This is a genomic window from Pseudonocardia bannensis (assembly GCF_012911875.1).
Classification (GTDB): domain Bacteria; phylum Actinomycetota; class Actinomycetes; order Mycobacteriales; family Pseudonocardiaceae; genus Pseudonocardia; species Pseudonocardia bannensis.
The window spans coordinates 1-14,733 of sequence record NZ_JAAXKZ010000144.1; the positions used below are offsets into that span (position 1 = coordinate 1).

At 70.8% G+C, this 14,733-nt stretch carries 12 protein-coding genes and 2 pseudogenes; 4 read left to right on the plus strand and 10 right to left on the minus strand.

The genetic code is table 11. From position 1 onward, the window contains the following. Positions 1-192 precede the first annotated feature (192 nt). Together HF519_RS25990 and HF519_RS25995 are read left to right on the plus strand one after the other, a co-directional pair. A complete protein-coding gene (locus HF519_RS25990; protein WP_211170596.1) occupies positions 193-849 on the plus strand; it encodes a GbsR/MarR family transcriptional regulator in 657 nt (218 codons plus the stop codon). Positions 850-1,092: 243 nt separating this feature from the next. Beyond that, positions 1,093-1,365: a bifunctional nuclease domain-containing protein gene (locus HF519_RS25995; protein WP_169415634.1), complete on the plus strand. Its 273-nt coding sequence runs from the start codon at positions 1,093-1,095 to the stop codon at positions 1,363-1,365. A 623-nt stretch (positions 1,366-1,988) separates the two neighbouring features. Here the strand turns inward: HF519_RS25995 and HF519_RS33065 are convergent. The 3 genes and pseudogenes from HF519_RS33065 to HF519_RS26010 all read right to left on the minus strand — a co-directional run bounded on the left by HF519_RS33065 (position 1,989) and on the right by HF519_RS26010 (position 5,720). Continuing rightward, positions 1,989-2,432 carry a DUF3040 domain-containing protein gene (locus tag HF519_RS33065; protein WP_169415635.1) on the minus strand — a complete coding sequence of 148 codons (444 nt, stop codon included), beginning with the start codon at positions 2,430-2,432 and terminating at the stop codon, positions 1,989-1,991. Between the two features lie 33 nt (positions 2,433-2,465). Then, a pseudogene (locus HF519_RS26005) lies at positions 2,466-4,161 on the minus strand (molybdopterin-dependent oxidoreductase); the annotation flags it as partial. A 1,055-nt stretch (positions 4,162-5,216) separates the two neighbouring features. Then, positions 5,217-5,720 carry an SPW repeat domain-containing protein gene (locus HF519_RS26010; RefSeq protein WP_211170598.1) on the minus strand — a complete coding sequence of 168 codons (504 nt, stop codon included), beginning with the start codon at positions 5,718-5,720 and terminating at the stop codon, positions 5,217-5,219. A gap of 383 nt (positions 5,721-6,103) precedes the next feature. Between HF519_RS26010 and HF519_RS26015 the strand changes: the two genes are divergently transcribed. Further along, positions 6,104-6,817 carry a response regulator gene (locus HF519_RS26015; protein WP_211170599.1) on the plus strand — a complete coding sequence of 238 codons (714 nt, stop codon included), beginning with the start codon at positions 6,104-6,106 and terminating at the stop codon, positions 6,815-6,817. Then, a complete protein-coding gene (locus HF519_RS26020) occupies positions 6,814-8,232 on the plus strand; it encodes a sensor histidine kinase (RefSeq protein WP_312860358.1) in 1,419 nt (472 codons plus the stop codon). The genes HF519_RS26015 and HF519_RS26020 overlap by 4 nt, the downstream gene beginning before the upstream one ends. 1,475 nt (positions 8,233-9,707) lie before the next feature. Here the strand turns inward: HF519_RS26020 and HF519_RS26025 are convergent. The 7 genes and pseudogenes from HF519_RS26025 to HF519_RS31835 form a co-directional block, all read right to left on the minus strand. Further along, positions 9,708-11,048 (minus strand): NAD(P)/FAD-dependent oxidoreductase, encoded by a 1,341-nt coding sequence (locus HF519_RS26025; RefSeq protein WP_169415630.1) that lies wholly within the window; start codon positions 11,046-11,048, stop codon positions 9,708-9,710. A 60-nt stretch (positions 11,049-11,108) separates the two neighbouring features. Then, positions 11,109-11,615 (minus strand): SPW repeat protein, encoded by a 507-nt coding sequence (locus HF519_RS26030; protein WP_169415631.1) that lies wholly within the window; start codon positions 11,613-11,615, stop codon positions 11,109-11,111. Between the two features lie 168 nt (positions 11,616-11,783). Next, entirely contained in the window at positions 11,784-12,386 is a 603-nt protein-coding gene (locus HF519_RS26035; protein WP_169415632.1) for a copper chaperone PCu(A)C domain-containing protein, read from the minus strand. Further along, a complete protein-coding gene (locus HF519_RS26040; protein WP_169415633.1) occupies positions 12,383-12,751 on the minus strand; it encodes a DUF3040 domain-containing protein in 369 nt (122 codons plus the stop codon). The genes HF519_RS26035 and HF519_RS26040 overlap by 4 nt, the downstream gene beginning before the upstream one ends. A gap of 331 nt (positions 12,752-13,082) precedes the next feature. Then, positions 13,083-13,814, minus strand: coding sequence for a transposase (locus tag HF519_RS31825; RefSeq protein WP_369009262.1), 732 nt, complete (start codon positions 13,812-13,814; stop codon positions 13,083-13,085). Continuing rightward, positions 13,811-14,314, minus strand: a complete 504-nt coding sequence (locus HF519_RS31830; RefSeq protein WP_312860359.1) for a transposase — start codon at positions 14,312-14,314, stop codon at positions 13,811-13,813. Before HF519_RS31830 ends, HF519_RS31825 begins: the two co-directional genes overlap by 4 nt. A 260-nt stretch (positions 14,315-14,574) precedes the next feature. After that, positions 14,575-14,733 (minus strand): annotated as a pseudogene (locus tag HF519_RS31835) (diaminobutyrate--2-oxoglutarate transaminase); the annotation flags it as partial.

The window sequence follows — 14,733 nt, forward strand, 5'->3', positions numbered from 1 at the left end:
ATATCCACCAGGGCCAATCCCGGCCTCCTGCGCACCCGTCGTTGACGAGCACCCAAGCAGGCCGATCACGGCCGGGTGTCCAACATGTCCTGCAACCACACTGTCAAACATCTCCCGCGACTCGACATCGACATCAAAGCCTTCAGTTGTTTCACTTGTCACTGAAATTGCTAGCAACGGGCAGGGGTGAGGATGGTTGCCAGCTCCGGTCCACCGGCCGCGGACGAGGTGCTGGAGTGGGTCGAGCGGATGGCGAAGTACTACGCCGACCAGGACGGGTTGCCGCTGATCGCCGGGCGGATCCTGGGTTGGCTGATGGTGTGCGAACCGGCCGAGCAGTCGGCCGGCCAGATCGCTGAGGCGATCGGCGCGAGCCGGGCCTCGCTGAGCACCAACCTGCGCTTGTTGAGCTCGATTGGGTTCCTTGCCCAGGCCACCCGGCCGGGTGGGCGCACGGTCTATTACCGCGTAGACGACGGCGCCTGGGGACGGGTCGTGCAGCGGCAGGTGGCGTCGCTGACCTCGCTCGGCGGCATTCTGCGTGACGGCATGCACCTGGTCGAGGGCCCACCCGAGCGCAGTGCCCGCATCCGCAACGCGCACGCGGTGTTCGCGTGGCTGGAGAAGGTCTTCGCCGACGCCGCCGGCGCCGTCCGCGGCCGGCCCGGCGACGAGGGCCGGCCGGTGAGCGGGCGGTCGGCGAGCACGCAGACCGCGTTCGGGCCGATGGTGATCGCGGCTGTCGAGCGGTACACGCCGGCGGCGCAGCGGCTGATCGACGACGAGCTCGCCGTCCGGCTGCTGCCCCCGGGTATGCGGAAAACCGGCCTGGACTTCGCGCCGCCGTAACATCAGCCGTTAAAGCTGTCTAGTCGGCGATGCTGAAGTGGATGTGGTCGTAGTGTCCGCCGGTCGGGTCGCTGACGTCGTAGATCCCGCCGCCGGTATACGCCGCCCCCAGCCGCCCTCGTCGCAGGTGCCGGGTGACCAGCAGCGGCCTTGCCAGATGAGGTAGCTGATGTGCAGGTCGGCGGCATAGGTGCGCAGCCAGCTGGCGGGTGACCCACCATCTGATCCTCGCGGTGCTGGGCGCTGGATCATCGGGTGGCGCAGGTGCGGATCACCGAGTTGCGCGGCGGGTCTTCCCAGGTCGAGCTGGGGTTGACCGGGGGGACGGTGGTCTCGGCCCGGCCCAGCGACGCGGTGGCCCTCCCCTTGCACGCCGGGGTCGGGATCTGGGCCGAGGACACGGTGCTCGGCGTGGCCGAGGGCGTCCGGACGAGGGCCCCTCGGGCGCCGCCGCGGACACCGGTGAGACCGGGCCCCCCGACGACGAGGAGCTGGCTCGGTTTCGCCGCTTCCTGAACTTGGTCTTCCCCGAGGACTTCGACCTGAGCTGAACCGCCCTCCTTGTATGAGCCGCCGCGGGACGCCTCAGGGCTGGCTCTCCCGGAACAGTCATGAATACGTCCCGCCGTGCCGGCGGGCCCGGACGAGAACCTCCAGATCCCTGTAGCTGCGCTGCTCGGCCCGTTCGTCAGCCTGCTCGGGAAGCACCGCCGGACGCTCGGGACCGTCAACAATCCCCTCCATCGGCTCAGGAGCTCAGGGACGCGGGGACCGCCGTGAGACCGGGTGGGGGATAGCACGGTTACCGGGCGGCCCCGACACCGGAGCGGTGATCACATGGGTGCGGATGCGGGAGCCGAGGGAGCCGGACGGAGGCGTCCGGCACCGGGGCCAAGATCACGCGCCCAGAATCACCAGCGTCACCAGCCACACCACCAGCAGCGCAACGACACCACGCCTATGAGCATGTCCTTCTCATGTCGAGACGTCCTGATCCGGGGACGCGGGCGTTCCGGGGCTGTGGCGGTGCCGCCGATCGGCCGCCCGCGCAGCGCTGACGATCCACGGGGTGACCAGCATCCCGGTGAGGAGTGCCGACCCGGCCGCACCCAGCTGGAGGACCAGCGGATTCAGGATGATCAGCGCGAACAGCGCGAGAACCAGCAGACCGATGCGGCGCGCCGCAGTATCGGCGACGGCGAGTCTGCCCGCGTGAGAGCCGCGACGAGAGCAGGGTCGGTGGTGCTCAACCCGTCCTCGATCGCGGCTAACGCCTTCTGCTCGCGTGGCGAAAGTGACATGGGTGTCCTCCGATCAATCCGATCCGTGCGCTCATGGACTCCGGGGGGCAACGCCGGCCCGCGTCTTCCACGCGTGGTGTCGCTCTGCTGGTGTGAAGGCTTCGTGCACCGGCACGCGGCGGTGCGGGTCGATAAAGCTGAGTAGCTGGTGGACCGCCGTTGGGTCGTCGTCGAGCTCGACGCCGCTCGGTGGTGTGGAGTGTTCGAGTAGCGCAACGGCGACGTCCCGCGGCACGGGACAAGCACCAGCCGAGCGCTGGGCCCATCCCAGGGCCCGACCATCAAGATCGGCGCGGTCGTGGCGGCGGCGGAAACGCAGGCGGATATCACGGCGAAAGACCGCCCGTCGGCGTAGAGCCGCCCGGTCCCGTCCGGATGCTCGGTGTTGCACGGCCACTGGACCCCGGAACCGCCCCACAGCTTCTCGTAGCTCAGGCCGCTGTAGTCGCACGGCCGGCCCTCGCTGGCGGCCTTCCACGCCCCGAAGGCCGACTCGGGGTCGTGCCACTGCGGGAACGGCTGCCAGCCCAGGTCGCGGAACTCCATCCGACGCGCATAGTCGAGCAGGATGTCCAGGTCGGCCCGCGCCTCCCCCGGAGGCTCCACCGCCTTCTCCGACAGGTGTACGGTCCGGTCGGCATTCGTGAAGACCCCGGTCTTCTCCCCCACGTCGCGGCAGGCAGCACCACGTCGGCGAGCTGTGCGGTCTCGGTCAGGAAGATGTCCTGCACGATCAGGAACAGCCGGCCCTGCACCAGGATCGAGCGGATCCGGGCGAGCTCGGGCAGCGACACCGCCGGGTTGGTCGCTGTGACCCACAGAAGCCGGATCGGGCCCGCCTCGCAATACCGGAAGATCTGCATCGCGTGTCGTCGGCGGGGTCATATGCGGGATCTGGAGCGGGTCCAGGTTCCAGTGCCGGGCGAGGTCGGCGACGTGAGCGTCGTTCGACCAGTTGCGGAAGCCGGTCAGGCCGCCGTCGGCTCCGCACTCGCGGGTGTTCTGGGCCGTGGGGCTGCCCGTTCATCTGCAGGATCCCGCAGCCGGGACGACCCAGCATCCCGCGCAGCAGTTGAAGATTGTTGACCTGGACGGCGGCGACCGTGGCCTGGTGGCTCTGGTAGAAGCCCTGCAGCAGCGTCGACAACAGCCGCTCCGCCTCACCGAGCACCCAGTCGGCCTCCCGGATCTCGGCGGGCTTCAGCCCGCAGAGCCGCCCCACCCGCTCCGGCGGGTACTCGGCCACCCGCTTCGCCAGCTCGTCGTAGCCGACCGTGTGCGCGGCGACGTACTCGTGGTCCACGCGGTCGTTCGCGATGACCTCGTGCAGCAGCCCGTTCATCAGCGCGAGGCTGGTGCCGGGCGGCGGGGCGATATGCACGCCTTGCTCGCGTGCCACGCGCGCCACCGGGGTGTTCCGCGGGCCGACGCAGACGATCCGCGGCGGGTTCGGCCCGGCGAGCCGGTCCAGCATGCGCGTCCACAGCACAGTCTGGGTCTCCGCCACGTTGTGCCCGAACAGCGCGATCACGCCGGCGTGGTCGACGTCGGTGTAGGACCCCGGTTGCCCGTCGCTGGCGAAGGTCTCCTTGAGCGCGGCGGCCGCCATGGCGGTGCACAGCCGCGTGTTGCCGTCCATGTGGTTCGTGCCGATGGCACCGTGCCCGATCGCGGCCAGTGTGTAGCACTCCTCTGCGAAGAGCTGGCCCGTGGTGTAGAAGCCGATCGAGCTCGGCCCCCGCTCGTCGAGCAGCTCCCTGCTGCGCGCCACGATTCGACCCATCGCGGTGTCCCAGTCCGTCTCCACCAGTTCGCCGCCCTGCCGCACCAGCGGGCGGGTCAGCCGGTCCGGCGAGGCGTTGGCCTGCCAGCCGAACAGATCCTTGGGGCCGAGCCGACCGCGGTTGACCCGGTCGGCCAAGCACTGGTCCACGCGTGTCGGCCAGTCCTCACCCGGGCCATAGGGGGTCCTGACTCCCCACGGGTGCACGATCCGATCCTTTTCCTGCAATGGCCGCCTCCTCGTGACGGTGTCGCCTCCGATTGGGCCCGAGGACGGATACCCGCTGAGAACAGCACCGGGAACGGGAACTGGCACGAACAAATCCTGACGATTTCCTGACGATCGGAGAAAGCCTCGCGGTCGATCGCGAGCCCGGACGTGCTTCAGCCGACGGCCCTCGAAGGTGACACAGCAGGCCCTCCACCCCACCCGGGCGACACGGCCCTTCACCCCGGTCGATCTGCTCGCCTCGGGCTGCCGGTCGGCCTGGCCTCGTCTTGCCGATCCTCTCCTGCGTGTCGGCGGAGAACGTGGCGCCGATCGGGCTCTCGCACGGTTGCGGGCCAGGTACTCAGAGCCGCACGCGGACCCGGCTGCCCCGGTTCCCTCGCTCTTCCCCGGCCGGCTTCGGGCCACGATCTCAGCGCTTGGTACCGCGCCCTGCCGTAGACGACCGCACCACCGCCACCACCGCCACCACCGCCACCACGTCCGCCCGGGTGTTCCCGGCATCGGACATCGCAACTCCCCGCGTCTGGTTTGCAACGGAACGACGCGTAGCTCGAGATCGTCGACGTAAGGGCACGTCCGTCATCGTCAACACGACCTGACGGTTACCTGACAACTTGTTGCCGTAGCGGGCCGACATCGTCCCTGCGGGTACGCCATCGACGTCCATGGCGGCAAGCCCCCGTAGCGCAGGGAAGCCCTCGTGTCGAGCGCCGCTGGCATGCTCGAGACCTCTCCGGCCGACGTCAGTCCCTCCGACCGGGAAGCAGGTGTACCGCGAACTGCTCGACTCGTCGAGCTCCGGCGACGGCCGGGACGGCGCCCATGGGACTTCGTCGGCCGCTGGCCCCTCGGCGGTTGACGCTCAGGCCGCCGGCCGGGCAGTGCCCATGCCCGGCCGGCGGCGCTCCGCGATGATCCTCGGGGTACCAGGCAGGTTGATCATCACCCCGCGCCGCAGGCGCGTTCGCGACAGTGCTCTTCCTCGCGTCTGGCGTGTCGGACACGTGCGGCGGCCCGGTCTCGGCCGGCGACGCGGTACGGCCGCCGTACTACTACGAACCGGCGCCCACTGCGTCTGACCTCGTTGAGAGCCGGCGGGGCCCGAGCAGCGCACCGGCCGCGGCGAGGATCAGCACGATGACGCCGACGAGGACGTCGTTCCAGGTCGGGGTGAGGGCGTCTGCGCCCGCGGTGTAGGCGAGCAGGGATGGCGCAATGATCAGCCACGCTCCGAGGGCGACATTGACCGTTCCGAGGGCCGTGCTCCGTACCGGGACCACGGTCCGCACGATAGCTACGAGCGCGATGGTCGCCCCGATGACCAGGTCATTGCGGGAGGCGTCGAATCCCGAACCAGTCATGTAGTTCAGCGCGAACGGCGCCAGGACCAGCCAGATACCGGCCAGAAAGGTCAACGCGCTGACATAGCCGGCCCAGTCGCCATCAGACGAATCCTCCCGCCGCCCACCGGCCGCGACGGCGGTCCCCGTGGTTCCCCGGGGCCGGCCCGCCCTTACCGGATCCGTCCACGTGTTCCCGCGGCGCTTGCTCGTCAACTTGTTCCACCTCTCCGACGCGCTGGGGCCGCTCGGCACGCCGGCCGCGCTGAGGGAGTTCCCGCTTCCTGGGGGCGTTATCTGTCGAGAATCTTGCGAATCGGGCGCCCTTGGTTCCTGGAGATGTGCAGCGGGAAGCCAGTGCCGGCGGGCGGATGGTCGGAGAGCCGTAGTGGTAGCCCGGGGGTGCGATCGTCGAGATGCTGAACCGTGCTCGGCCATCGGGCATCGTCGGTCGGAGCATCGATGGCTGCAGCTTGCGCGCTTCGCCACCGCGAGACCGATGTGCCGAGAGCGCATAATTTCAGCCCAGACCGGGGGCCGCTCGCCTGCGGCCGGGCGGGAGCGAGCGGACGACGGCTCGTGATCGAGACGGAGTGAGGATGCAGACCACAGTCCTGCTGGTCGAGGACGACGTGCGTATCCGCCAGGCACTCGGCCTGGCGCTGAGCGACGAGGACTTCCGGATCATCGAGGCCGGCTCCGGCGAAGCGGCGCTGCGCCTGCTCGAGGGGGCAGCCGTCGATGTCGTCCTGCTCGATCTGATGCTGCCCGGCGTCGACGGCCTCGCGGTGTGTCGAACCCTGCGCTCACGAGGGGACCTGCCGATCATCATCATCACCGCGCGCTCGGACAGCGCGGACGTGATCGACGGGCTCGAAGCCGGCGCCGACGACTACGTGACGAAGCCTCTGGTCGCCCGCGAGTTGGCCGCCCGCATCCGGGCCCTGCTGCGGCGGCGTCGGCCCGCAGTCGACGAGTCGGGTAGCACGAGACTGCACGTCGGAGAGGTCGAGATCCTTCCCCAGGAGGGTGTGGTGCGCCGGGCCGGCGCCGAGGTCCACCTGACCCGGACCGAGTTCCGGCTGCTGGTCGAGCTCGCGTCGGCGGGCGGGCGGGTGGTCAGCCGGGAGGACCTGCTCCACCGGGTGTGGGGCTATGACTACTTCGGAGACACCCGGCTGCTGGACGTGCACATTCGCCGGTTGCGCCGCAAGATCGAGGGGAATCCGGACGAGCCGGCCCTGGTACTCACCGTCCGCGGCGTGGGCTACAAGACCGGACGTAGCCGTGATGCCCTCACCGGGAGCGGGTGATCGAGGTCGTCACGGTTGCGCTGTCCCTGCGCTGGAGGGTCGCGGTCGCCTTCGGGCTGGCCTCGCTCGTGGTGACGGGACTGCTCGGGTTCGCGACCTGGAATCTCGCCTCGAGCTACATGCTCGCGCAGCGGGAGCAGAGCGCGACCCGGCAAGCAGCGGTGAACGTGCGGCTGGTCGGTGAGTCCCTGCGTTCCGGGTCTGATGGGCTCGCCGAGCTGTTGACCGGGCTCGCCGGTGACCCGGAGTCCACGATCGCGCTCAGCCGCAGCGACGGCTGGATCACCGTCGGCCGCCAGGTCGACCCCGCCACACTGCCGCACGAGCTGATCATGCTCGCCGAGGACGGAGTCCCTGCTCGGCAGCGCATCATCACCGACGGCGTGCCGGTGCTCGCGGTCGCGCTCCCCGTCGCCACCACCGCCACCACCGCCACCTACGTCGAGCTCTTCCCCCTGCTCGAGCTCGACCGCACGTTTCGCTTCCTCAGCGCAGTGCTGATCACCGGTGCTGCGATCAGCGCGCTGCTCGGCCTCGGAATGGGCTACTGGGCGGCGAGGCGGGCCCTGCGCCCTCTGGTCGAGCTGACCGACGCCGCGGGGCGGGTGGCCCGGGGCGATCTACAGGCCCGACTGCCCGAGCAGCCCGATCCCGATCTCGCCCCGCTCGCCGCCACCTTCAACCGGACAGCGTCGGCACTCGAGCAGCGAGTCCGACGGGACGCCCGGTTCGCCAGCGACGTCAGCCACGAACTCCGCTCACCGCTGACGACCATGGTGAACGCCGTGGAGGTCCTGCACCGCCGGCGGACCGACATGCCGACCGCCGCTCGGCAGGCGGTGGACCTGCTCAGTGCCGACGTGGGCCGCTTCCAACGCATGGTCGTCGACCTGCTGGAGATCTCGCGTACTGATCAGGACGTCGATGACCGCGCGCTGGAAGCCGTCGACGTCGCCGACCTCGTGCGCAACATCGCTGCGTCCCGCCCCGAGCACCCCCCGACCGAGGTCCACGCCCAGCCGGCGCTAGTACTCGCCGACCGACGGCGTCTGGATCGTGTCGTGACCAACCTGCTGGACAACGGCGAGCGGCACGGCGGCGGGGTGCTGCGGCTGGCGGTGCTGCGGCGATCGGGGCGCGTCCGCCTGGAGATCGACGACGCCGGGCCCGGCGTGCCGCCCGAGCTGCGGGAACAGGTGTTCGAGCGCTTCGCCCGGGGGCAACGGGCCGGAGACCGGGGGGACAGCACCGGCAGCGGACTCGGACTCGCCCTCGTCGCCCAGCACATCGACCGTCATGGAGGTGCAGTGTGGGTGGAGGAACGCCCCGGCGGAGGGGCCCGCTTCGTCGTCGAGTTGCCGGAGCTGCAGGAGTCACCCGAGGAAGGCCTCACCGGTCAGCTCTCCTCACGGTGAGCACAGCACTGCTGGTCACGGGCTGCGGAGTGACCACGCAGGACGCTCCCACCCCGCTGACAACGTTTCCCCCGGCGCCTGCGACCACCCCGACCGTTGCCGTTCGATCGAGCGGGGCCGTCCCCACCGAGCCTCCGGACAGCACGGCTACACCCAGCACAACGCCGCTCCCTCGGCCGTCGCCCGCAGCCCCCGTCCCACCGAAGACAGGGCCAGAAATCGGACCCACCTACTGAAGTACGCACCCGCGGCGGCAGTTCCATCCGAATTCATGCTGACTCTGTGGAGAAAGCCGGCCAAAAACCAGCGCGCTACTATCCATCCCGCGCTTGCACACTCGGCGCGCATCCGTCCGGGCGCAGCCGCACAGAAGCCCGATCTTCGGGTGATCGCGAGCCCCGGTTCGCGTCCGGGCGCCGGGGTAGCCGCTCGGTATGAGCGCACCGAACGAGCGCAACGCGCGGAGGCTGCAGGACGACAGCAAGCTGAACGGGTTGAAGCTCACCGCCGGTTCGATCTCGCTGCTGGTACTCAGCGGGCGGTCCGTGACGTCCCTGAATCGCTCACCGAACCCCGCGTGGACCTTCCTGGCAGCGGCTGCGGCAGTGGCGGTGGCCATCGGGATGGCGATCGGGTCACACGGTGGCGGCGCCGCGGCTGAACGCGCTGACTCCGGCGGACCCCATGGGGTTCGGTCAGGGGATGGCTGCGGGCTGCTCCTCGGCCTGGCAGCGGCGCCGGGACTCTCCAGCTCGCGAACCCCTCGGCAGCAAGTGGGCGCCCAACACCGAGGGCAACCAACGAGGGCTCCGTGCCGATTCAGCCCACCCATCGCTGCTGGTCGCGGCCGGGCTCTTGGGCCAGAGCACGTGCCCTACCTCCCACTGGGAGTGGAGTCCCCGCACGGGAGCGCTCTCCTTCTCCACGTTGTCCACGGCGGGGCGGCCTGTATTCCGCGTCGGGCGTGCTCAGCGGGGCCGATCCGGCGCCGAGTAACCGGCACCGCTCGAGGTCGTCCCGGTGGCCGCCTCGAACGCCTCAACGAGGAGCATCACCGCAGCAGCGCGTCGCGCCACTGCCAGTTCGTGCGTCGTTCGGGCGCTGGTCCGCTGGCACACCTCGATCTCCCTCACGAGCCGGGCGAGCACATCGACCGTCAGGCTGGGGGGGAGCACTCGGAGCGCTGAGCGGGCCTGGTCGATCCGAGCCACGACCGCCGTCGATCCTGCGGCTTGTTCGAGTGCGGCCACTGCGCGTCCGGCGGTCCGCGCCGCTTCCCACACGTCGACGGCGTGGGGATTCCCCGTCCGGTGCAGGCTGATCACGGCCCTCTCCTTTCGAACGGGCGTCCGGAGGCGACGACGGATCTGGTTCCCCGGAGGCCCTCATATCGCGGTCAAGCCGGTTCCGCGGCCGTCGAGACCAGGACGGCCCTTCACCGACCCCGGATTGGGCAGAGGGAAGCGGTCCACGCGTCATCCGGAGCGCGGTACTTCAGGTGACGACGTGTCCAGTGGTACGGCGGGCGAGCGGACCAGCCCGAGCTGCACCGCCTGGCGTGGCAGGACGGCGTTCAACAGCCAGTCAGCCGCGACCCGGATCCGGTTGCCCGGCATCGACACGAGGTGGTAGCCGCGGCTCACCGCCTTGGCCGGGAGCCCCGACAGCGCCACGTGCAGCGGATTGGCGGCAGCGTCGGGGCCGCCGAGCTCGACGACGAAGCCCAAGTCGTGGTGACGGTAGCCCCGTCGGGTCCCGTACCCGAGGGACGCCGCGACGTTGCGACCGGCGAGCTTGCCCTGCCGCACCGCGTGCTGGGCGGTCATCCCGGTGGTCCGCCCGGGCCGGGCGACGTCGGGGACCGCGGCCGCGTCGCCGCAGGCGAAGACCTCCGGGTGACCCGGGACCCTCAGGGACTCGTCCACCTCGAGCCGACCCTGGTGCGTGCTCAACCCGAGGTCCGAGACCAACGGATCCGGGCGCACCCCGACGCACCACACCAGCGTGCGCGTCGGCACCTCCTCGCCGGTGCTGAGACGTACACCGTCCGGCCCCGCCTGGTCGATGGACTGCCCGGTCCGCACGTCCACTCCCCGCCGGCGCAGCACCCGGTCCGCCGTCGCGGACAAGCGCTCGTCGAGTCCGGGCAGCACCCGCTCGGCGAGGTCGACCAACATCCAGCGGATCGGTCGGCCCCGCAGCAGGGGCTGACGGCGGGCGAGCTCCTCGGTGAACAGCACTCCCTGCGCCGCGACCTCGGTACCGGTGTACCCGGCCCCCACCACCACGAAGGTGCAGCGTGCGGCGCGCTCCTCGGCATCGTCCGTCGTGGCCGCGAGTTCCAGCTGCCGGATGATGTGGTCGCGCAGGTACAGCGCCTCCGGGATTCCCCGGAAGCCGGTCGCGTGATCGGCCACCCCGGGAATCGGCAGGAGCTTGTGCACGCTGCCCGCCGCCAGCACGAGCCGGTCGTAGCCCACGGTCCCCCGACGCCCCTCCGGATCGACCCAGCTCACCTGACTCCGGTCCAGGTCGACGCCGTCGACCTCGCCCAGCACCAGGCGCACTCCGGGCAGAGCCGCCGTCAACGACACCGACACCCGGCGCGGGTCCAGAGCCCCGGCCGCCACTTCGGGCAGCAACGGCAGGTACAGGAAGTAGTCGGTCGGATTGACCAGCACGATCTCCGCCGCCCCGGCCGGGAGACGGCGCGACAGAGATCGCGCGGCGTGAAAACCGGCGAAGCCGCCGCCGACGATCACGACTCGCTGTGGCCGATCCACGGTCACCCTGCTCGTTCCGTCTGCATTCGTCATAGCGGGCCCCTACCCCGTTGAACGCCACGGCAATGGGTCGGCTCTGTACAACTCGCCTGGTCAGTGCGGCACGGAGCTTCGCCGCTGCCGCAGGGCGAGTACCGCGGCGATCGCTAGCTCCACGATCAGGATCCCGACCACGACGTCGTTCACCGTTGCGGCCACGGCGGCGACACCCGTGTTGTAGCCGAGCACGAACGGGGCGGCGATCAACCAGGTCCCCAGCACCATAGTGATCAAGCTGAGCACCGCTGCGCGGGCCGGGAGCGCGAGCTGAACCGCCGATACGGCGAGGACGGCCACCCCGACCAGCATGTCGTTCCAGCGGGCGTCGAAACCCGGCCCGGTGTCCGGGTGGCCGAGCACGAACGGAGCGAGTGCCAACCAGACGCCGCACAGCAGGGTCAGCACCCGGAGCGCGGCCCCCCGCACGCCGGGGCGCGGCCCTCGAGAGGGGGTTACGGCACCGGGCGTCGGCCCCTCGGTTCGGTGGGTCGAGCCAGCCTGCGGCTGGGATCCGGCCACTCCGTGCTCGTGACGCTGCTCGTGACGCTGAACGCTGCTCATCCCGTCCTCCTCCCGGGTCGCCGCCGGTAACCGACACCGACACCTCGGGATGCCCGGTGCGGGTAGCCCGCTACCTGACGAGATCCTTGCGATACAAGCCGCACACCGACCGGTCCCGCAAGACGGTGGTCACGGGGAGCGGCGGGCGACCCACCCGCCGCGCGGGGGTCAGGGCGGCGTGCAGATCGTGCCCTCGGACGTGCGGACGCATCGGCGGCTCGGGTTCTCCACCGGCAGTGCTTCCCGCAGCTCACCGGCACGCTCGAAGGCGAAGACCACGGGATAGTTGATCCCGGCCCGGATCTCCTCGCGGAGCCCGGTCAGCACCACCTCGATCGGCTCCTCGTTCGCCAGCTCCTTCGCCGCGATCGGCCCGTCCATGCCGGCGGTGAGGACTCCGCCGGGCGGCAGCACCGTGTCTCCGACCACGGTCACGGCGGTCGCGACCGGGCTGGACACGCCGACCAGCCGATCGGTGCGATCCCCGTCGTTGATGATCGTCAACCTGAGGGACGCGTCCTGACCGGGTTGGTACACGGCGCCGCCCTCGACCGTGCCCCGGAACTGGATCTGGGCGTCGCGCAGCAGGATCTGCCCCACCTCGCCCGTGGCACCGCCGGAACCGGCGTACTGCACACTGGCCTGGGGCTTCTGGCCCGCCCCGCACCCGGCGAGCAGCACCAGGAGCGCGACAACGACAGCCGGGCGCCGGGACAGGGACCGCCAACGCGCCGGCGCGGGCGCATCGTTGCTCTCCCCCAGGAGGGTCACAGCCGCCATCCGCCCGGCCCCGGCCGGTGCTGCCGCCACGGATCGTGGGGCGCCGCAGCAGCCTCGGGCCTGGCGGCGTCGGGCCACAGTGGCCGGTCGTGCGCGGACTGGTACACCCACCATCCGCCGAGGATCGCAGCCGCCAAGACCGGGACCCACCCCGCGACCGCCGCCAGCATCCCGACCAGCAGCGTCACCACGACCCACGGGGGCAATGCGGTGTCCCCGGCCGGTCCGGCTTGGTCCGCGTCGTGATCCGGTGACACCCGCCATCGGCGGAATGCCTCGGCGAGCTCGACGTCATCCGCCTCCAACCGGTGCTCGATCCTCGCCAGCCGTCCGCCGTCGCCTGCATCGGGCAACATGCGATCCACCTCCACGTCATCGCCTCTCGTGGTCCGGCTACCCGGTGGCTGCGGCCCGGCGTCGCAGCGCGGCGGTTTCGTCAGGAGAACGTCAGGCATGCCTCGGGATACCGCTGCTGAGTGAGCTTGATTTTTAACCAGGGCGTTGTTGTTGGGTGGTCGCGGTGAGGCCGCGTCTGGCTGCCTTCCCAACGTGGTAGCGGGTGCGGGCCTGTCGTTCTCGGAGCCGGGTGGGCGGCCGGGTCCGGGCCTGGCGGGTTTGGGCACGCCGGCCGGGAGGGCGGTGCGCGGGCGGAGGTTCGGAGAAGCCGCGGCGGACCCGGGCCGGAGGTCAGCCGGCCCGGTGGGTCGGTCCTCCCAGGGCCGGAGAAGGTTCTCGGCCAACGGTCGGGCGAGGCGGAGTTGGGTGTGCGCGGCGATCACGAGCCAGCTCCAGCGGTCGGCCGCCTGCGGGGTGCGGATCTTCGGAACGGTCCAGCCCAGGGTCTGCTTGAGCAGCCGGAAGGTGTGCTCGAGATCGAAGCGGCGCAGGAAGGACTGCCAGCAGCGGTCGGTGTCGCCGGGGCCGGCGCCGGTGGTCGAGGACCACAGCCCACCCCGGCTCGGGATCGCGATCCCCGGGCAGGTGCTCGACCTGGAGCCGGATGAGGGTGCCCTCGATGATGGGCAGGTCGCCGTCGTGGCCTGCCCAGCAGCCGCGGTGGGTGAGCCGGGGATGCAGCCGGGCCCAACTGGCTGCGGTCGCGATGCCGGAGCGGGTGGTGTCGGTGGTCGTGGTGTGCGCCGGCTCGGGCCAGGTCGCGGGCCTGTCCAGGGCGAACTCCGGTCCGTGCTTGGGTGGGCGGCCGGTGACACCGGGCAGTCGGGGCGGCTCGGGCAGCCGCAGGACCCGATCGGAGCGGATCCGGGCGAGCAGCTCGCCGGGCGGATCGGCCAGGACGAACGCCAGCCGGGTGACTTCGCCACCGGCGTCCATCACGATCAGGACGTCCGGACCGCCGCCTCGCCACGGCCCGGCCGCGATCAGCCGGGCGACGACGGCGCGGAGCTGGTGGGCGGTCACCGCGGTGGCGTCGTCGGCGGGTCCGAGGCGGACCGCGTCCGACAGGGCGGTCCACGAGGTGCGGCCCGGCTCCAGGGCGGCGGCGACGGACTGGGCCAGCCCGGGATCAGCTGGGCCTGGTTGCGGGCCCGGCCGTGGACGTGGCAGAACAGCCGATCCGCGCTGGTCGGCGCATCGGAGCGCAACCATGGGCTGACGTCCACAGCGAGCACGATCCGCCCGTCCGCGGCTCGGGGCAGCGGCAGGGACGCCCGAGTCCTGCCGAACCGATCCGGTTCCCGGCGGCCGCGGCTCAGTGCGTCATACATCGCTCCATGTCCGCGCCGATGCCCGGCCACCAGGGCCAGATCGACCAGCATCCGCACCGGCCCGTCGGCGCACAGCACCGCATCGGTCAACTCGAACAGCACGTCGGCCCGCGCGGTCAACGCCGTGTAGAACTCGTGGCGGAACCGGGTCAGCTCCCCGAGTGCCCACCGCCCGAGCTTGATCGTGCACACGACCCACCGCAGCCCTTGATCAACCGGGCCGGCGCGCCAGCACCACCGACGGCCACAGAGGGTCGGGTGGCCCGGGGGAATCAGACCCCCGGGCTCCCACGGAACGGAGCGTGACAGTCTCCCGTCACTCCGCTCTTCTCATCGGATCCAGACGAACTCGCGGTCCCACGCCCATTGCTTGAAGAGCCCCGGCACCGCATCAAGTGGGCCTACCTACATCAACCTCACTCTGCGCGCTGGTGGCGCACTTAAGGATCAAGCTAAGCGCCCGGCAAGGCCCGTACCACGTCGCTGACGATCGCGAGGCCCTCGTCCAGCTCGTCGTCGGTCACCGTCAACGGCGGCATGATCTTCATGACCTCGCTGCACGGTCCGGAGGTCTCCATCAGCAGGCCCCGCCCGAACGCCGCAGCACAGGC